This window comes from Kitasatospora sp. NPDC058190, from assembly GCF_042883685.1.
GTDB lineage: Bacteria > Actinomycetota > Actinomycetes > Streptomycetales > Streptomycetaceae > Kitasatospora.
This window is the reverse complement of sequence record NZ_JBHVVI010000158.1, coordinates 1-17,718: the sequence shown is the minus strand read 5'-3', so window position 1 is coordinate 17,718 and position 17,718 is coordinate 1. Positions and strand designations below refer to the sequence as shown.

At 70.4% G+C, this 17,718-nt stretch carries 16 protein-coding genes; 5 read left to right on the top strand and 11 right to left on the bottom strand.

The annotated features are described in order from the left end of the window. A partial coding sequence (locus ACFVWU_RS40460; protein WP_387630671.1) for an acyl-CoA dehydrogenase family protein occupies positions 1 to 776 on the bottom strand: 776 nt, incomplete at its 3' end. Positions 777 to 972: 196 nt separating this feature from the next. Here ACFVWU_RS40460 and ACFVWU_RS40455 point away from each other — a divergent pair. Both ACFVWU_RS40455 and ACFVWU_RS40450 read left to right on the top strand, forming a co-directional pair. Then, positions 973 to 2,310 (top strand): UDP-glucose dehydrogenase family protein, encoded by a 1,338-nt coding sequence (locus tag ACFVWU_RS40455; protein WP_387630668.1) that lies wholly within the window; start codon positions 973 to 975, stop codon positions 2,308 to 2,310. Positions 2,311 to 2,356: 46 nt separating this feature from the next. Beyond that, entirely contained in the window at positions 2,357 to 2,770 is a 414-nt protein-coding gene (locus ACFVWU_RS40450; RefSeq protein ID WP_387630666.1) for a CoA-binding protein, read from the top strand. A gap of 10 nt (positions 2,771 to 2,780) precedes the next feature. Here ACFVWU_RS40450 and ACFVWU_RS40445 read toward each other — a convergent pair whose 3' ends face one another. From ACFVWU_RS40445 to ACFVWU_RS40435, 3 genes are read right to left on the bottom strand one after another with little or no spacing between them, the layout of a single operon-like run. After that, entirely contained in the window at positions 2,781 to 3,986 is a 1,206-nt protein-coding gene (locus tag ACFVWU_RS40445; protein WP_387630663.1) for a dipeptidase, read from the bottom strand. 32 nt (positions 3,987 to 4,018) lie between these two features. Further along, the gene (gene purE / locus ACFVWU_RS40440; protein ID WP_387630661.1) at positions 4,019 to 4,540 is read right to left on the bottom strand and encodes a 5-(carboxyamino)imidazole ribonucleotide mutase; all 522 of its coding nucleotides are present in this window, start codon (positions 4,538 to 4,540) and stop codon (positions 4,019 to 4,021) included. Beyond that, positions 4,537 to 5,676: a 5-(carboxyamino)imidazole ribonucleotide synthase gene (locus ACFVWU_RS40435; RefSeq protein ID WP_387630658.1), complete on the bottom strand. Its 1,140-nt coding sequence runs from the start codon at positions 5,674 to 5,676 to the stop codon at positions 4,537 to 4,539. Before ACFVWU_RS40435 ends, purE begins: the two co-directional genes overlap by 4 nt. Positions 5,677 to 5,966: 290 nt before the next feature. Here ACFVWU_RS40435 and ACFVWU_RS40430 point away from each other — a divergent pair, with 290 nt between their 5' ends. Then, on the top strand, positions 5,967 to 6,479 hold the full coding sequence (locus ACFVWU_RS40430) for a GtrA family protein (RefSeq protein ID WP_387630656.1): 513 nt from the start codon (positions 5,967 to 5,969) through the stop codon (positions 6,477 to 6,479). A 51-nt stretch (positions 6,480 to 6,530) separates the two neighbouring features. On the opposite strand, the gene ACFVWU_RS40425 is transcribed toward ACFVWU_RS40430, so the two are convergent. Both ACFVWU_RS40425 and ACFVWU_RS40420 read right to left on the bottom strand, forming a co-directional pair. Continuing rightward, positions 6,531 to 7,778: an ATP-binding protein gene (locus ACFVWU_RS40425; RefSeq protein WP_387630653.1), complete on the bottom strand. Its 1,248-nt coding sequence runs from the start codon at positions 7,776 to 7,778 to the stop codon at positions 6,531 to 6,533. 63 nt (positions 7,779 to 7,841) lie between these two features. After that, positions 7,842 to 8,516: a response regulator transcription factor gene (locus ACFVWU_RS40420; RefSeq protein ID WP_030290974.1), complete on the bottom strand. Its 675-nt coding sequence runs from the start codon at positions 8,514 to 8,516 to the stop codon at positions 7,842 to 7,844. A gap of 331 nt (positions 8,517 to 8,847) precedes the next feature. Here ACFVWU_RS40420 and ACFVWU_RS40415 point away from each other — a divergent pair, with 331 nt between their 5' ends. Continuing rightward, positions 8,848 to 10,356, top strand: coding sequence for a peptide MFS transporter (locus ACFVWU_RS40415; RefSeq protein ID WP_387630650.1), 1,509 nt, complete (start codon positions 8,848 to 8,850; stop codon positions 10,354 to 10,356). 84 nt (positions 10,357 to 10,440) lie between these two features. Further along, positions 10,441 to 12,459 (top strand): prolyl oligopeptidase family serine peptidase, encoded by a 2,019-nt coding sequence (locus tag ACFVWU_RS40410; protein ID WP_387630648.1) that lies wholly within the window; start codon positions 10,441 to 10,443, stop codon positions 12,457 to 12,459. A 537-nt stretch (positions 12,460 to 12,996) separates the two neighbouring features. Here the strand turns inward: ACFVWU_RS40410 and ACFVWU_RS40405 are convergent. The 5 genes from ACFVWU_RS40405 to ACFVWU_RS40385 form a co-directional block, all read right to left on the bottom strand. Further along, positions 12,997 to 13,788: a maleylpyruvate isomerase family mycothiol-dependent enzyme gene (locus ACFVWU_RS40405; RefSeq protein WP_387630646.1), complete on the bottom strand. Its 792-nt coding sequence runs from the start codon at positions 13,786 to 13,788 to the stop codon at positions 12,997 to 12,999. A gap of 634 nt (positions 13,789 to 14,422) precedes the next feature. Further along, the gene (locus ACFVWU_RS40400; protein ID WP_387630644.1) at positions 14,423 to 15,553 is read right to left on the bottom strand and encodes a methyltransferase domain-containing protein; all 1,131 of its coding nucleotides are present in this window, start codon (positions 15,551 to 15,553) and stop codon (positions 14,423 to 14,425) included. Between the two features lie 245 nt (positions 15,554 to 15,798). Further along, positions 15,799 to 16,083, bottom strand: a complete 285-nt coding sequence (locus tag ACFVWU_RS40395; protein WP_387630641.1) for a hypothetical protein — start codon at positions 16,081 to 16,083, stop codon at positions 15,799 to 15,801. Between the two features lie 94 nt (positions 16,084 to 16,177). Beyond that, positions 16,178 to 17,026, bottom strand: coding sequence for a helix-turn-helix domain-containing protein (locus ACFVWU_RS40390; RefSeq protein ID WP_387630639.1), 849 nt, complete (start codon positions 17,024 to 17,026; stop codon positions 16,178 to 16,180). 6 nt (positions 17,027 to 17,032) lie between these two features. Beyond that, positions 17,033 to 17,551: a DUF6879 family protein gene (locus tag ACFVWU_RS40385; protein ID WP_387630637.1), complete on the bottom strand. Its 519-nt coding sequence runs from the start codon at positions 17,549 to 17,551 to the stop codon at positions 17,033 to 17,035. Positions 17,552 to 17,718 lie beyond the last annotated feature (167 nt).

Below are 17,718 nucleotides of genomic sequence, written 5' to 3'. Positions count from 1 at the left end.
CCCACCGCCTGCGCCGCGATCGTCACCCGGGTGTGGTCCAGCGTCTTCATCGCCGTCTGGAAACCCGTGCCCTCCGCACCGATCATCCGGTCCGCCGGGATCCGCACGTTGTCGAAGTACACCTCACGCGTCGGCGAACCCTTGATCCCGAGCTTCTTCTCCGGCGCACCGAACGAGACGCCCTCGTCACCCTTCTCCACCACGAACGCCGAGATGCCCTTCGAACGCATCGACGGGTCCGTCACCGCCATCACCGTGTAGAACTCCGAGACACCCGCGTTGGTGATCCACCGCTTCACCCCGTTCAGCACCCAGAAGTCACCGTCGCGCACCGCCCGGGTCTTCATCCCCGCCGCGTCCGAACCCGCCTCCGGCTCCGACAGGCAGTACGAGAACATCCCCTCACCACGCGCCAGCGCACCCAGGTACTTCGCCTTCAGCTCCTCCGAACCCGACAGCTGCACCGGCAGCGAACCCAGCTTGTTCACCGCCGGGATCAGCGACGACGAGCCGCACACCCGCGCGACCTCCTCGATCACGATCACCGTCGCCAGCGCGTCCGCCCCCGCACCGCCGTACACCTCCGGCACGTGCACCGCGTGCAGGTCATTGCCCCGCAGCGCGTCCAGCGCCTCCTGCGGGAACCGCCCCTGCTCGTCCACCTCCGCCGCGAACGGCGCGATCTTCGCCTCGGCCAGCGAACGCACCGCCTCGCGAAGCATCTCGTGCTCCTCGGAGATGCGGAAGAGATCGAAGTCAGCCGCGCTGCCCGCCATGATGCCTGCCTCGTGGTCCAGTGACCGAAGTCTGATCGACGTCGAATCCGGGGTTAACTACCGTTCAGTAGAGATCCTAGGGCTCCGACCTGCGGCTGCCTAGCGACCTCCGGACACGGGCGATCCCTGCGCGACCGTGCCGGGCGGATAGCATCAGGGGCACCTCTACTGGTCGAAACCGCTCTAAGGGGAACCCGTGACCCTCCGCATCTCCGTGATCGGCACCGGCTACCTCGGCGCGACGCATGCCGCCGCGATGGCCGAGTTCGGCTTCGAGGTGCTGGGTCTGGACATCGATCCCGACAAGATCGCCACCCTCACCGCAGGCCGCGTCCCGATGTACGAGCCGGGGCTGTCCGAGCTGCTGCTCAAGCACGTCGCCGGGCACGAGGGCTCCACCGGGCGGCTGCGCTTCACCACCTCCGCCAAGGAGGCCGCCGAGTTCGGCGACGTGCACTTCATCTGCGTCAACACCCCGCAGCGCAAGGGCGAGTTCGCCGCCGACATGTCGTACGTGGACACCGCGATCGACGACCTGGCGCCGCACCTGACCCGCCCGGCCCTGGTGGTCGGGAAGTCCACCGTCCCGGTCGGCTCGGCGGCCCGGCTGGCCGAGCGGCTGGCCGCCCTCGCGCCGGTCGGCGAGGGCGCCGAACTCGCCTGGAACCCGGAGTTCCTGCGCGAGGGCTTCGCCGTCCAGGACACCCTGCGGCCGGACCGGATCGTGGTCGGCGCCCAGAGCGAGCGGGCCGAGCGGCTGCTGCGCGAGGTCTACGCCGAGCCGATCTCGGCCGGAGTGCCGTTCCTGGTCACCGACTTCGCGACCGCCGAACTGGTCAAGGCCGCCGCCAACTCCTTCCTGGCCACCAAGATCTCCTTCATCAACGCGATGGCCGAGGTCTGCGAGGCGGCCGGCGCGGACGTCACCCAGCTCAGCAAGGCGCTCTCCTACGACGAGCGGATCGGCGGCAAGTTCCTCAACTCCGGCCTCGGCTTCGGCGGCGGCTGCCTGCCCAAGGACATCCGGGCGTTCATGGCCCGGGCCGGCGAGCTCGGCGCCGACCAGGCGCTGACCTTCCTGCGCGAGGTCGACTCGATCAACATGCGGCGCCGCTCCCGGATGGTCGAGCTGGCCCGCGAGCAGTGCGGCGGCGGCTTCCTGGGCCGCCGGGTCGCCGTCCTCGGCGCCGCCTTCAAGCCCAACTCGGACGACATCCGGGACTCCCCCGCCCTCAACGTGGCCGCCCAGATCCAGCTCCAGGGCGCCCAGGTCACCGTCTACGACCCGAAGGCCGTGGACAACGCCCGCAAGATGTTCCCCTCCCTCGCCTACGCCGGCTCCGCCCTGGAAGCCGCCGAGGGCGCCCACGTCGTCCTCCACCTCACCGAGTGGGCCGAGTTCCGCGAGCTGGACCCGGCCGAACTCGGCGCCGTCGTCGCCGAACGCCGCCTCCTCGACGGCCGCAACGTCCTCGACGCCGAAGCCTGGCGCGCCGCCGGCTGGACCTACCGCGCCCTCGGCCGCCCGAGCTGACCCTCGACCGGGGAATGCCCTTCGGCGAAGCGCCGTTGGCACCGGCATGACGAGCTACGGCGACGATGCGACGGTCCGCGGGATCCTCACCGGGGCGGGTGACACCTGGGCGGTGGTGGGGCTGTCCAACAACACCGCGCGGGCCGCGTACGGGGTGGCGCGGGTGTTGCAGCGGTACGGCAAGCGGATCGTGCCGGTGCATCCGAAGGCGGAGACGGTGCTCGGCGAGCCCGGGTACGCCTCGCTCGCCGAGATCCCGTTCCCGATCGACGTCGTCGACGTGTTCGTGCGCTCGGAGCTGGCCGGCCAGGTGGCCGACCAGGCGGTGGCGGCCGGGGCGAAGGCGGTCTGGTTCCAGCTGGGCGTGGTCGACGAGGCCGCGTACGGGCGGGTCCGGGCCGCGGGGGTCTCGATGGTGATGGACAGGTGCCCGGCCATCGAGATCCCGCGGCTCGGTTAGCCCCTGGGCGTCAGCCGTCCAGCTGGGCGATGGTCGCGATGGACGGGCGGCGGCTCGACCGCAGGGTGGCGGCGACCGACTCGGCGTCACGCAGGACGCGGACGGCGTTGTGCCAGGTGAGCTTGGCCAGGTCGGCCTCCGACCAGTGGCGGCCGAGGAGTTCGGCGACCAGGTTGGGGTAGCCGGCCACCGAGTCGAGGCCGTCGGGCAGGAAGGCGGTGCCGTCGAAGTCGCCGCCGATGCCGATGTGGTCGATGCCGGCCACCTCGCGCATGTGGTCCAGGTGGTCGGCGACGGTGGCCGGGGTGGCGATCGGGCGCGGGTTGGCGGCCTCGAAGGCGCGCTGGCGCTCCATGGCCGGCGGGGTGGTGTCCAGCGGGTGGAAGCCGTGGGCGCGCATGTTCTCGTCGGCGGCCAGGGTCCACTCGATGGCGGCGGGCAGGATGAACTTCGGGACGAAGGTCGCCATCGCCACCCCGCCGTTGGCGGGCAGCTGGGCGAGCACGTCGTCCGGGATGTTGCGCGGGTGGTCGCAGACCGTGCGGGACGAGGAGTGCGAGAAGACCACCGGCGCCTCGGTGACCCGCAGGGCGTCCCGCATGGTGTCGGCGGAGACGTGCGAGAGGTCGACCAGCATGCCGAGCCGGTTCATCTCCCGGACGACCTCCTCGCCGAAGCGGGTCAGCCCGCCGGCCACCGGCTTGTCGGTCGCGGAGTCGGCCCACGGCACGTTGTCGTTGTGGGTGAGCGTCAGGTACCGCACCCCGAGCTCGTACAGGGCGCGCAGGGTGGCCAGCGAGCAGTCGATGGAGTGGCCGCCCTCGGCGCCCATCAGCGAGGCGATCCGGCCCTCGGCGCGGGCGGCCTCCATGTCCGCGGCGGTGCGGGCGAGCCGCAGCCGGTCGGGGTAGCGCTCGACCAGGGCGTGGACGAAGTCGACCTGCTCCAGGGTGGCGCTGACCGCGTGGTCGCCGGCCAGCGAGGCGGGCACGTAGACGGACCAGAACTGCGCGCCGACCCCGCCCTCCGCGAGGCGGGCGAGGTCGGTGTGCAGGCGGTCGCTCTGGTCGGCGGCGAGGTCGAGCGCGCCGAGGTCGTACCCGACCTGCTCCCGCATCGCCCAGGGGAGGTCGTTGTGGCCGTCCACCACGGGGGCGGTGCGGAGCAGGGCCCGGGCGGCGGCCAGCGGGGTGGGGGAGTCCGTCTGAGAAGTCATACGGCCTGTTCTACCCCACCCCACCTGCGGTCTTACTTGCCGAAGCCGAAGGAGGTGGAACCGGCCACCTTGGCCCGGAGCTTCTTGCCCTTCTCGGTGGCCTGGTTGTTCAGCTCGGCCTGGAAGTCGGTCATCTTCTCGGCGAGTTCGGTGTCGAAGGCGGCGAGCATCCGGACCGCGAGCAGGCCCGCGTTGCGCGCGCCGGCCACCGAGACGGTCGCGACCGGCACGCCGGCCGGCATCTGGACGATCGACAGCAGGCTGTCCATGCCGTCCAGGTAGCGCAGCGGCACCGGCACGCCGATGACCGGCAGCGGGGTGACGGAGGCCAGCATGCCGGGCAGGTGGGCCGCGCCGCCGGCGCCGGCGATGATCGCCTTCAGGCCGCGCCGGTGGGCGTTCTCGCCGTACGCGACCATCTCGCGGGGCATCCGGTGGGCGGAGACGACGTCCACCTCGTAGGGGATCTCGAACTCGTCCAGGGCCTGAGCGGCGGCCTCCATGACCGGCCAGTCGGAGTCGGAGCCCATCACGATGCCAACGACAGGGGTCATTCGGTGATCGTTCCTCGCAGGTAGGCGGCCGCATGGCGGGCGCGCTCGCGGACGTCGTCGAGGTCGTCCCCGAAGACGTTGACGTGGCCGACCTTGCGGCCGGGCTTCACGTCCTTCCCGTACATGTGGATCCGCAGCCCGGGGTCGCGGGCCATGCAGTGCAGGAAGGCGTGGTACATGTCCGGGTAGTCGCCGCCGAGGACGTTGACCATGACGGTCCACTTGGCGCGGGGCCGGGGGTCGCCGAGCGGGAGGTCGAGGACGGCCCGCAGGTGGTTCTCGAACTGCGAGGTGACCGCGCCGTCCTGGGTCCAGTGCCCGGAGTTGTGCGGGCGCATGGCCAGCTCGTTGACCAGGATGCGGCCGTCCCGGGTCTGGAACAGCTCGACGGCGAGGTGGCCGACGATGCCGAGGTCGCCGGCGATCCGCAGGGCGAGCTGCTGGGCCTCGTCGGAGAGGGCGGGGTCGAGGTCCGGCGCGGGGGCGGTGACCTCGGCGCAGACGCCGTTCTCCTGGACGCTCTCGACGACCGGGTAGGCGACGGCCTGGCCGCTGGGCGAGCGGACCACGTTGGCGGCCAGCTCGCGGACGAAGTCGACCTTCTCCTCGGCCAGCACCGGGACGCCGGCCAGGAACGGGGCCTGCGCCTCCTCCTCGGTGTCCACCACCCAGACGCCCTTGCCGTCGTAGCCGCCGCGGACGGTCTTCAGCACGACCGGGTAGCCGGTGCCCTCGTCGGCGAAGGCGGTGACGTCGGCCGGGTCGACGACGATCCGGTGCCGGGGGCAGGGCACGCCGATCGAGTCGAGCTTGGCCCGCATCACGCCCTTGTCCTGAGCGTTGACCAGCGCGTCCGGGCCGGGGCGGACGGCGATGCCGTCGGCCTCCAGGGCCCGCAGGTGCTCGGTGGGGACGTGCTCGTGGTCGAAGGTGACGACGTCGCAGTCGGCCGCGAAGCGGCGCAGGGTGTCGAGGTCTCGGTAGTCACCGAGGACGACCTCGGAGATCACCTGTGCGGCGGAGTCCTGCGGCGTGTCGGCGAGGAGCTTGAACCTGACCCCGAGCGGGATACCCGCCTGGTGTGCCATGCGGGCCAGCTGCCCGCCACCGATCATGCCCACCACTGGAAAATTCACATTGCCCGGGGAAGTCACCCGGCCAGGATATCCGGGCCGGTGGGGGGTGGTGGAGCCGCGGGCGGGCCGTGAGTAGTGGACGCGCGTAGATGTCAACCCCCGCCTCCGAGGGCTGAGCCGTTCGATGGAAGCGGGTAGCCTGGACGGCTAGGTCCTCGTCCACGCAGTCGGATCATGTGCGTGCACGCAGGACACAAGGGTGGCCGTGTCCCAGGTCGGCCGCCCTTTCGTCCGCAGGCACATGGAGGCAGTCCGGTATGGCGACGACCGCAGCTTCGAAACCCCCGCTCATGCAGAAGATGCGTGGGCTCACGGGCGAAGTCGTGAAGTTCGGCATCGTCGGCCTGAGCGGCGTGGTGATCAACTTCGCCGTGTTCTGGGTCTGCATCAACGGCCTGGGCCTGGCCTCACTGCGGTCCAACATCGCGGCCACCGTGATCGCGATCGCCACCAACTACCTCGGCTACCGCTACTGGCTGTACCGGGACCGGGACGCCGCCTCGCGCAAGCGGGAGATCACGCTGTTCCTGGTGTACAGCGGCATCGGCATGCTGATCGAGACCGGCGTGCTCGGCTTCACGGTGTACGTGCTGCACCTGGACTCGCACTACGAGCAGCTCGGCGCCAAGGTGATCGGCCTCGGCGTGGCCACCGTGTTCCGCTTCTTCTCGTACCGCACCTGGGTGTTCAAGGCGGAGCCCGAGCCCGCGCAGGCCGTCGACGCCGCCAGCGGCCAGGAGCTGGCCGCCCAGGCCGAGCTGATGCTGGCCGCCGAGCAGATCCGCTACGCCCCGGCCGAGTAGCCCACGCCACCCGGACGGCCGCCCACGACGGCCCGAACGGCTTGAAGGCCCTCAGTCCTCGTGGCTGCGGCCGAGGAAGAGCGCGAACACCGCCGGCTTCAGCGAGAGGAGCTCCAGTCGGCCGCCGTCCGCCTCCGCGAGGTCGCGGGCGACGGCAAGGCCGATGCCGGTGGAGTTGCGGCCGCTGACCGCGCGCTCGAACACCCGGTTGCCGAGGTCGGCCGGCACCCCGGCGCCCTGGTCCTGCACCTCGACCACCACCGAGGTGCCGGAGGGCCGGACCCGCAGGGTGATCGTCCCGGCGCCGTGCATCAGCGAGTTCTCGATCAGGGTGGCCAGCACCTGGGCGACCGTCCCCGGGGTGCCGACCGCGGTGACCCCGTGCAGGCCCTCCAGGGAGAGCACCCGGCCCTGCTCGCGCAGCGTCGGGCCCCACTCCTCCACCTGCTGCTTGATCACCTCGTCCAGGTCGAAGGCGACCGCGGTGGGGCTGCGCGGGTCGCGCTGGGTGGTGAGCAGCCGCTGGACCACGTCGGTGAGCCGCTCGACCTGCTGGAGGGCGATGGCCGCCTCCTCCTTGACGGTCTCCGGCTCCTCGGCGAGGGCGATGATCTCCTCCAGCCGCATGGAGAGCGCGGTGAGCGGGGTGCGCAGCTGGTGCGAGGCGTCGGCGGCGAGCCGGCGCTCGGCGGTGAGCATCCGGGCGATCCGCTCGGCGCTGACGTCCAGCACCTCGGCGACCCGGTCGAGTTCGGGCACGCCGTAGCGGCGGTCGCGCGGGCGCGGGTCACCGGAGCCGAGCCGTTCGGCGGTCTCGGCGAGGTCGGTGAGCGGCCTGGCGAGCCGCTTGGCCTGCCAGACGGCGAGCGCCACGGCGGCCTGGACGGCCAGCAGGGCGACCACGCCGAGCAGCAGCAGGTTGTTGGCGATCTCGTGGTCGACGTCCTCGCGGGACTGTTCGACGGTGACGATCTCGCCGCTGGTGCCGTGCTCGGCGGCCTTCAGCAGGTGGTTCCCGGCCGGGCGGTCGCCGGCCGAGACCACCGGCTGGCCGGGGATCTGCACCTCGACGTAGCTGCCCTCGGTGACCTGGCTCTCGAAGACGCGCCCCTCCTTGACCGACTCGCCCGCGGCGAGCCGGCTCTCCACCAGGGCGAGCACCCGGACGGCGGCCGCGTCCACCCGGTCCTGGGCCGAGTTGACGATGGTGCGCTTCTCGACCAGGGCGAGCGGCACGCAGAACACCACGACCACCACCAGGACGACGACCAGCAGCGAGTTGATCATCCGGCGTTTCACGCTGCTGCTCCCCGAGGTGTTCCGCTTCATCGGCCGTCGCCCGGCCACGATCTCCGTGCGGGGCTAATTCTTCTCGAACCGGAACCCCACACCGCGCACGGTGGCGATGTAGCGCGGGTTCGCCGCGTCGTCACCGAGCTTCTTGCGGAGCCAGGAGATGTGCATGTCCAGGGTCTTGGTCGAGGTCCACCAGGTGGTGTCCCAGACCTGCCGCATGATCTCCTCGCGGGTGACCACCCGGCCGGCGTCGCGCACCAGGACGCGCAGCAGCTCGAACTCCTTGGCGGAGAGGGTCAGCTCCTCCTCGCCGAGCCAGGCGCGGTGGGACTCGATGTCGATCTTCACCCCGTGCGCACCGGTGGTGAGCTGGTCGACGTTGCCGCGCCGGAGCAGGGCCCGGACGCGGGCGAGCAGTTCGGCCAGGCGGAAGGGCTTGGTGACGTAGTCGTCGGCACCGGCGTCCAGGCCGACCACGGTGTCCACCTCGTCGGCGCGGGCGGTGAGCACGAGCACGGGACAGCTCTTGCCGTCGGCGCGCAGGCGTCGGCAGACCTCAAGGCCGTCCATCTCGGGCAGGCCGAGGTCCAGGACGACGAGGTCGACCTCCTCGGTGAGGCCGGCGGCCAGGGCGGTCGGACCGTCCTCGCGGACGAGCACCTCATAGCCCTCGCGTCGCAGGGCCCTGGCGAGCGGTTCGGAGATCGCCGGATCGTCCTCGGCGAGCAGCACACAGGTCATGTGGTGATGGTAGTCCGCCGGGGTATGACCGTACGCCCTGTGAGGTAGTTCACAGAGCGTGATCGTTATACAAGGGCCATTCGGGGGTCAACCCAGCGTTGCCGACCGGGCGTTCGGCGAAGAATCTCCTTTTGGATCTTGAAACCGAAGGAAGACCGGCCCGCATACCATGGATCAATCGGGCAGATCTGTCGCAAGCTTTGCCATTCCCATACCTAATTCGCGACTTTTGTCATCTGATAACGCCAAATATCGCCACGTAGAGTGGTTCAAGTCCAACGTCCGCCGCCACCCCCCTAGGCGGACGCTGTCAGGCAAGGAACCACTACTCATGGCGTCTACGACCCTGGACTCCGGCGTCACGTCGGCCACTCCCAGCGGCAAGACCTTCCTCGGGCACCCCCGCGGCCTCGCCACTCTCTTCATGAGCGAGATGTGGGAGCGCTTCAGCTACTACGGCATGCGCGCCCTGCTGGTGCTCTACATGACCGCCTCCATCGCGGACGGCGGCCTCGGCATGAAGGCGGCCGTCGCCGCCGCCGTGTACAGCGTCTACACGGCCATGGTCTACCTGCTGGCCCTCCCGGGCGGCTGGATCGCGGACCGCTTCCTCGGCGCACGCAAGACCGTCGCGGTCGGCGGCACGATCATCATGATCGGCCACTTCCTGCTGGCCGTCCCGTTCAGCGCGGCGTTCTTCGTCGGCCTCGCGTTCATCGCGATCGGCTCGGGCCTGCTCAAGGCCAACATCTCCACGATGGTCGGCCACCTGTACGACGGCCCGAACGACCCGCGCCGTGACGGTGGCTTCACCGTCTTCTACATGGGCATCAACCTCGGTGCCTTCGCGGCCCCGCTGGTCATCGGCACCGTCGGCCAGAACGTCAGCTGGCACCTGGGCTTCGCCCTGGCCGGTGTCGGCATGGCCCTCGGCCTGGGCCAGTTCCTGCTGGGCACCCGCCACCTGAGCCCGAAGAGCAACGTCGTCACCTCGCCGATCAGCGCGGACGAGAAGCGGAAGATCTTCACCAAGGCCGGCATCTGGCTGGCCGTCGCGGCGGTCTTCTACGCGGTCGTCGCCGCCACCGGCCACTTCACCATCAACTGGGCGATCTGGCCGCTGTCCATCGCGGGCCTGGCGATCCCGGTCGTCGTCTTCGCCAAGGTGAAGCGCGACAAGGACCTCGACGCCACCGAGCAGTCCAAGATGAGCGGCTACATCTGGTTCTTCGTCGCCGCCGCCGTGTTCTGGATGATCTACGACCAGTCCGGCTCGACGCTGAACATCTTCGCCGACGAGCACACCGCGTCCACGCTGTTCGGGTTCAACTTCCCGTCCAGCTGGTTCCAGTCGCTCAACCCGCTCTACATCATGGCGCTGGCCCCGGTCTTCGCCTGGATCTGGGTCGCCCTGGCCCGCCGGTCGAAGAACCCCAGCACGACCATGAAGTTCGCCTTCGGTCTGCTGATGATCGGCGCCTCCTTCATCGTCATGATGCTGGCGATGGCCTCCGCCTCCGGCGACACCAAGGTCACCCCGCTGTGGCTGGCCATGGTCTACCTGGTCCAGACCGTCGGTGAGCTCACCCTCTCCCCGGTCGGCCTGTCCGTCACCACCAAGCTGGCGCCCACCAAGTACGCCAGCCAGATGATGGGCGTCTGGTTCCTCGCGGTCACCGCGGGCGACTGCGTCGCCGCCATCTTCCAGCTGGTGCTGGGCGACAAGGTGGTCGGCAGCACGACGTACTTCGCGGTCCAGGGCGTCCTGGCGATCATCGCCGGCATCGCGCTGGCGATGTACCGCAAGAAGGTCGTCAAGCTCATGGGCGACGTGCACTGACGTCCGCCCGGTGAAGCTCCGGGGCCGCCGTGGATTCCTGAGATCCACGGCGGCCCCGGTCGTTTTCTGCTTACGGTTCCCGGCATGACGACCGACTCGCTGCCCCGACAGTTGGCCCGCACCCGGCGGTTCACCCTGGGCGTCCCCGTCCAGCCGGAGCCCTCCGCCGACGGCGCCACCGTGCTCTTCCTGCGCGGCCGCACCGGCACCGACCCGCTCACCTGCCTCTGGGCGCTGGACACCGACAGCGGCACGGAGCGGCTGATCGCCGACCCGGCCGCGCTGGGCGCCGCCACCGGGATCGCCTCGTACAGCACCGACGCCGACGGCCGGTACACGGTCTTCGCCCTGGACGGCGCGCTGTGGCTGGCCGACACCACCGAGGGTGCGGTGCGGGCGGTCGCCTCCGCTGAGGAGCCGGAGGACCCCCGCCTCGACCCGACCGGCCGCCGGATCGCCTACGTCAGCGGCGGCGCCCTGCGAGTGGTCGACGCCGACGGCGCGAACGACCGGGCGCTCGCCGAGCCCGAGGCCGAGGACGTCACGTACGGCCTCGCCGAGTACGTCGCCGTCGGGGAGATGTACCGCGACCGCGGCCACTGGTGGTCCCCCGACGGCCGCGCCCTGCTCGTCGCCCGGGTCGACGAACGCGCGGTCACCCGCTGGTTCCTGACCGACCCCACCGACCCGCAGCAGCCGCCGCGCGCCATCCGCTACCCGCTGGCCGGCACCGCCAACGCCGAGGTCTCGCTCTGGCTGCTCGGCCTCGACGGCAGCCGCACCGAGGTGCACTGGGACCGCGCCGCCTTCGAGTACCTCACCGCCGCCGGCTGGGACGAGCACGGCCCGTACGCCGCCGTGCAGAGCCGCGACCAGCGCACCGTCCGCACCCTGGCCGTCGAGCCGGACGGTGCCACCCGGGTGCTCGCCGAGCGCGACGACCCGCACTGGGTCGAGCTGCTCCCCGGACTGCCGGTCCGCACCGAGGGCGGCGCGCTGGTCGACACCGCCGACGACGGCGACACCCGGCACCTGACCCTCGACGGCAAGCCGGTCACCCCGGCCGGGCTGCAGCTGCGGGCCGTCGTCGGGACGGAGGGCGAGGAGGTGTTGTTCACCGCCTCGGAGGAGCCCACCGAGACCCACCTGTGGTCGTACGAACCGGATGTCGGCGTACGGAAGTTGAGCAACGGCCCGGGCCTGCACGACGGAGTGCGGCGCGGCGGCACGCTGGTGCTCACCAGCCGGGCCGCAGGCCACCTCACGACCGTTCTGCGGGACGGTGCTCCGGCTCACCCGCTCACCTCGTACGCCGAACCGCCCGTCGTCGACGCCCGGCCCGAGCCGCTCCGCCTCGGCCCGCGCGAACTGCGCGCCCACCTCTTCCTGCCCACCGGCCACCGGCCCGGCGACGGCCCGCTGCCCGTGCTGGTCGACCCGTACGCGGGGCCGGCGATGCAGAAGGTCACCGTCGGCGGGCCCTGGCACGAGCAGGTCTCCCAGTGGTTCGCCGACCAGGGCTTCGCGGTGCTGGTGGTGGACGGCCGTGGCACCCCGGGACGCGGGCCGCGCTGGGACAAGGCGGTGTGGGGTGACAAGGCAGGGCCCGCGCTGGAGGACCAGATCGAGGGCCTGCACGAGACCGCCCGGCTGCGGCCGGGGCTGCTCGACCTCGACCGGGTCGCCATTCGGGGCTGGTCGTACGGCGGCTTCCTCGCCGCGCTGGCGGTACTGCGGCGCCCGGACGTCTTCCACGCCGCCTCGGCCGGGGCCGCGCCCACCGACCACCGGCTGTACGACACCCACTGGCAGGAACGCTTCCTCGGGCACCCCGGTGAGCACCCCGAGCACTACGACTCCTGCGACCTGATCGCCGACGCCCCGAAGCTGAGCCGCCCGCTACTGCTGATCCAGGGCCTCGCGGACGACAACGTCTTCCCCGTCCACGCCCTGCGGCTCTCCAGCGCCCTGCTCGCCGCCGGCCGCCCGCACGAGGTGCTGCCACTGCGCGGCGCCGGGCACCGACCGGCTGACGAGGCGACGGTGGAGAACCTGCTGTGGCACGAACTTGGCTTCCTGCGGCGATCGTTGGGCGTGGAGTGATCAGCGCCCGCGCCACCGAACGCCTCAGCGTGGTCACCGCCCATCCGGCTGGCGCGTAGAAAGCACCTGAACGCGCAGGAAGTCGGCCCGGCCGACTTCCTGCGCCAGGGAGCGGAACCGATCTGCCTGTTGACGGGACCGCCGTATGCGCGATGGCGAGGTTCGTCCTTTGGAGCGGCTCCAACCCCACCGAGCATCGTTACCGTTGTCCCATGACGGATCTGCGCCGGGTTCCGGTGGACGAGGTGCTGGGACGTGTCGAGACAGCCTTGGGGACGAGGCTCGACAGGAAGACACGTACGCGCATCCGGAGGACCCCCGCCTTGAGGCCGCCAGCGCTTTCGCGGCGCAGATCGTGAAGGAGCTTCAGGCCAACTGATGCGGGAGCTGCCGACACGACCGGAGCATCTCGGTGTCGACCTCGTACGCCAGACCACCGAGCAACTCGCTCAGGTGCTCAGCATCGTCGGCGCCCACCGCTTCTCCCTGCGGTTTGAGACGGTCTCAGCGAATGGGCGCCGCGTCGTCGACCACGCCTTACGCGTTCGGGTCCCAGGCGAAGAGCCGCTCGAAGATGACCCGGTCGCCGTCGATCTTCACCGAGTCCAGCGGGGTGCGTCCGTAGAACCACAGGACCAGCTCACCGGCCGTGCCCCGGACGGAGGCGTCGGCCGGGGCCTGGGCCTCGCCCTCGCCGGCAGCCGGGAGGCGGACGGCGCGGGCGCCGTCCGCCTCGACCGTGAAGCGCCAGGAGCGGCCCTCGGTGGCGTGGTAGTCGACGACGGCCGGCTCGTGCGGCCAGGCGCCCGACCACGCGCAGCAGGTGAACAGGAAGTCCTCGACGCCGTCCAGCGCCACCTCCGCCGGCAGCGGCTGCGCGGCGCCCACGGTGAGCTGGGCGTCATAGGTGTGCATCGCGATCTCCTGAAGCTGGTGCCGGGCGACGGCACCGCTGGTCCGCGGCGACTGCGAGGCGCCCCACCACGTCCAGCACTCGGCGTCCGGGCCGACCTCCCGCAGGGTGTCCAGCAGCTCCTGCGTCGACGCGGCCAGCCAGGCCACCAACGCCTCGCGCTCCCGGGGCGCCTGCGCCTCGGCGCGCGCCGCCACGGCCTCGGCCGGCGGGGCGTCGGCCGGACCGGCCTCGACGACGGCGGCCCAGAACGGGCGGCCCGAGCCCACGTGCCGCGCCAGGTCGAACAGCGTCCACTCGGGACAGGTCGGCACCTGCACGTCCAGGCTGGGCGCGGCGGCGATCGCGGCCCGGAAGGCCGTCGCCCGCTCGTCGATCAGTCGCAGCAGGTCAGGGAGTTCAAGATTCTTCTGCACTACGGCTGTCTATCACCGCACTCCGGCGGCCGAAAGCGAATTTCCCGGCCGCCGCCTGCCGACGACGCCGTCCGAACCATCCGCCCGAACCGCCGCCGACACCGAACCTCCTTCGAAACCACGGGAGTTCCCCACCCGACTTCACTCCAAGGTGGGGTTTGGCTCAACACCCCACCGCCCGGGCGCCGAGAAGCCAACGGTATGTCAGTCTCGACAACCGCGCCAAGTACTTGCCGGAACAGCTGGAGGTACGGCTCCATGCTCACGCCCTCCGCGCAGGATGCTCCCCCTACGAGGTGATCGAGCAGGCGCTCGAATCGTACTTGGGTGGATCACGCACGGGTTCCACCTGATCTTCGACGCCGGGCCGTTTCGTTGCGGTGAAGTCCCCGAAGCGGCGCTGGCGATGTCTCGTGAGACAGCGAAACGGTGGAGAACAGCTCCACCGCCTCCACGTCGGGAAGCGCGGAGGCCAGCCCCAGGGGCCCGCCTCCCTGTGCTCATCGCCGTCGCTCACGGGAATGAGAAGCGACCAGCCGGGGCTTGTCCCGCTGCACTCGGCACACCTTCCCCGCAGCGGGAGACGCGGCCCGGTCGCCCCGTCGGGTGTATCGGCGGCCGGGCCGGTCTGGGGTCAGGGCAGGACTTTGCCGGGGTCGTCCAGCCAGACGGACTGTGCGCCGTCCGGGGCGATGGTCACGCCGAACCGGCGAAGGTCCGGCTTGCCCTCCTCCAGCCACCACAGGCGGGCTCTGGCGACCTCGTCCCACAGCCGGCGAGCCCCAGACTGGTGAACGGCGTCCTCGGCGTCCCACCCGGCATAGCGGACAGACGCCCAGGAGCCAGCGCCGTCCGAGAGCTGCATGCGGAAGGTGGCGCTGGGGTCGGCCTCGTCCCAGACGTGTTCGTAACGGACGCCCGGCACCCGCAGGCCGATGGCGAAGGCCGCGTTCACGTCCTCCAGCGCCAACTCCGGGTCCATCGCTGACGGGCCCCGGTCGTCCGGCACGCCAGCCGGTTCGCTCACGACGTGCGGGCGCTGTGCCCGCATCCACATGAACGAGACGTCGCCGACGAAACGGCCGTGCGAGGGCTTGCCCTGCTCGCCCACCGCCAACCGCAGCAGTCCGGCGTTGGCGTATGGGGTGCCCCAGGGAGTGACGATGACACCGCCGAGACGGGCCTGCTCGATCCACGCGAATGGCACCCGCCGCACGGCTGCCGTCGAGTGGATGCGGTCGTAAGGACCACCAGCCGGGTACCCCAAGAGGCCGTCCCCGACGACCCGGCTGGGCTTCAACCCGATCTCTGCCAGACGCTCCCCGGCAGCGGCAGCCACCGCCGCGTCGACCTCGATCGTCGTCACGGCCCCGTCCCCAAGTCGGTTGCACAGCAGGGCGCTTGTCCAGCCGGTCCCGGTGCCGATGTCGAGCACCGTGTTTCCGTCTGCCACGTCCAAGTGGCAGAGCATGGACGCGACCAGGGACGGCATGGACGCCGACGACGTGGCGATGCCGGGCCCGTCCTCCTCGCCGTCATCGACCTGCGTGACGACCACGCCATCAGCGTTCACCAGCGACCACCACTCGTTCGGGTCGTCGACCTTGGTGATCCGCCGGTAGCCGGTCGGAGCATCCTCATCCGGGACCCACACGGTGTCCGGAATGAAGGCAGAGCGCGGGGCGCACTCGAACGCGCCCCGCCACTCCTCGCCCAGCGCGCCGGCCTCGGTGAGGTCGGCGAGCAACTGTGCGTACTGGTCCATCAGTTCGGGCTCACTTCTTCTTCGGCGGGTTGGTGACGGGCTTGGTCCACTGGCCGTCCTTCTCCTGCGGGGACTGCTTCTTGTCCCCGGATTCGCCGCCTTTGCCGTCTCCGTGCTTGCCCACGTCGGGCCTCCTCTCGGTTGGTGGTGCCGATCAGTTGGTGCGCGAGGGAACAGGTCCGCAGGATCGGCTTCTTCGCCAAGGCCGTCCTGGACCGCCTGGCAGCTGCCATGGACGTCGCTCGTCACTCGGCGTCGCCCGGATTCAGGCAGTCCTCCGACTCTGCGTGCCGGCGGCGGAGCACTCGCACATCCGTCAGCCTGGAGTGGTCCACGCCCGCCGGGTCCTTGTACGCCTCCCGCTCCATGGCGTCGAACCACAGGCAGGACGGGCACTTGTCGGCGTCCACGGTGGACTTGGCGGGCTCGCGCAGAGCGATCTCCCGCAGCGACACCGGGGATCCGTCGTCGTGGTCGCCCGTGAAGTCGCCGCCCGTCCCGGCCTTACGCGTGTTGGTGCTGACCGCCATGCCGGCCACTCCCTCGGAGTCGCTGGAATCGATGGCAACACCCTAGGAAGGAAGGCCAGTTGGGATCCATGCGATTCTATGGGATTGCACGACGTCACCCGATCGCATCAATGGCAGCCGTGATCAACGCACGAGCCTTCGAGCCGTAAACCGCCATGTCCGCCAGCACGGCGAACGTGTCGGCGTACATGGCCACTTCGCTGGGCTGTGTCAGGGTGAGGTGCCCAGAGATCAGCTCCACATTCACCTGGGCCGTGTCGAAGATCCAGAACCCTTCCACAGGCATCCTCGGCCGGTGGAGCCGCGTAGGGACGATCCCAACGCTGACATTCGGCAGAGCGCTCACCGTGATCAGCCGCTCAAGCTGCTCGACCTGGGTATCGGCGCCACCAAGCCCGTTGCGAAGGACGGACTCCTCAAGCAGGAACGCGAAGCGCCGTTGCCCCTCGCGGAGCACGCGTTGCCGCTCCATCCGAACGGCCACCGCATCGGCCACGTCATCGACCGGAACCCGCCTCAGTTGGACGGCGCGCAACACGTCCTCGGTGTAGCCGTGCGTCTGGAGGAGTCCGGGCACGAGCCACGACGAGTAGGCCCGGAACCAGTGCGTTCGCTCAAACAGAGGTAGAACGGCCTCCTGCGCCCTTCGCAGCCCCGCGCGCTCCATGCGACGCCATTCCACCCACATGCCTTCCACGGCCCGCAGAGAGGCCACCAGATCGGCCGCCTGGTCTTCCCTGCCGCACGCACGGCACCACGCGCGCAGGTCCTCAGCGGACGGCGACGTCCTGGCGGTGGAGATCCGAGACACCTTGGACGGATGCCAACCGCACAGCTCTGCAAGCTGCTTGCCGTCCAACCCGGCGTCCTTGCACATCTCCCGAAGGCGATCTGCAAGGACTCTTCGGGCAGCTTGGACGTGAGACGATCCCGAAACGGACATGACGGGTCAGGCCAGCTTGAATTCCTCGTGCGGAGTTGCCCGCTCCCACACAGCCTCAAAGGCAGAGCTGACCAGATCCACGACGGCCCGATCCGTCCGCCACTCCCTGTCCACGACCTCCCCTACCCCGGAGAAGTACGTGAACAGCACGGCCGACCCGTCGAACATCCACAGATCCGTTCCCGGCAGCGCAATGTCGGCAGCCTTCCGCCGGGGCAACCAGCGGACTAGCTCACCCGCCACGACGTTGGCGAACGTGAGGTCGTGCTCATACCGGATGTAGTCCGTCACCGGCTCCGAGACGATCCGAGCCCGCCGCATGACCACGCCGCGCCCGGTTGTCTCGGCCACCAGATCAGCCCAGGAGCCCCACCAGTCGGGGAGTTTGGCCGGATCGTTGTCGTACCGATGGCCAGCTCGCCAGCGAGCGAACTCCGGATCCTCCGGCGTGTAGCTGTCGCGCATCTCCAGATGCACGGCGGAGAGCTGGGCCCCAGCCAAGCCCTCACGTACGGGGTACTTCACCGGTTCCGTCCTCCAGTCGTGGAATGAACTGCCGCATCACGGCCGGGAGTCGGACGATCGTCTCGTGATCCGGGGAGGTTTCCCCCGGAACGTGGACACCCTGGACACTTGGATCGTGATGATCCGGAGAACAGGAGTTCCCGTTGGGGACGTACAAGTACTCGGCT

Excerpts from the sequence above, each read along its gene's own strand:
- ACFVWU_RS40450 (WP_387630666.1), top strand. The coding sequence starts at position 2,357 with ATGACGAGCTACGGCGACGATGCGACGGTCCGCGGGATCCTCACCGGG.
- ACFVWU_RS40445 (WP_387630663.1), bottom strand. The coding sequence starts at position 3,986 with ATGACTTCTCAGACGGACTCCCCCACCCCGCTGGCCGCCGCCCGGGCC.
- purE (WP_387630661.1), bottom strand. The coding sequence starts at position 4,540 with ATGACCCCTGTCGTTGGCATCGTGATGGGCTCCGACTCCGACTGGCCG.
- ACFVWU_RS40430 (WP_387630656.1), top strand. The coding sequence starts at position 5,967 with ATGCAGAAGATGCGTGGGCTCACGGGCGAAGTCGTGAAGTTCGGCATC.
- ACFVWU_RS40420 (WP_030290974.1), bottom strand. The coding sequence starts at position 8,516 with ATGACCTGTGTGCTGCTCGCCGAGGACGATCCGGCGATCTCCGAACCG.
- ACFVWU_RS40415 (WP_387630650.1), top strand. The coding sequence starts at position 8,848 with ATGGCGTCTACGACCCTGGACTCCGGCGTCACGTCGGCCACTCCCAGC.
- ACFVWU_RS40410 (WP_387630648.1), top strand. The coding sequence starts at position 10,441 with ATGACGACCGACTCGCTGCCCCGACAGTTGGCCCGCACCCGGCGGTTC.
- ACFVWU_RS40400 (WP_387630644.1), bottom strand. The coding sequence starts at position 15,553 with ATGGACCAGTACGCACAGTTGCTCGCCGACCTCACCGAGGCCGGCGCG.
- ACFVWU_RS40395 (WP_387630641.1), bottom strand. The coding sequence starts at position 16,083 with ATGGCGGTCAGCACCAACACGCGTAAGGCCGGGACGGGCGGCGACTTC.
- ACFVWU_RS40390 (WP_387630639.1), bottom strand. The coding sequence starts at position 17,026 with ATGTCCGTTTCGGGATCGTCTCACGTCCAAGCTGCCCGAAGAGTCCTT.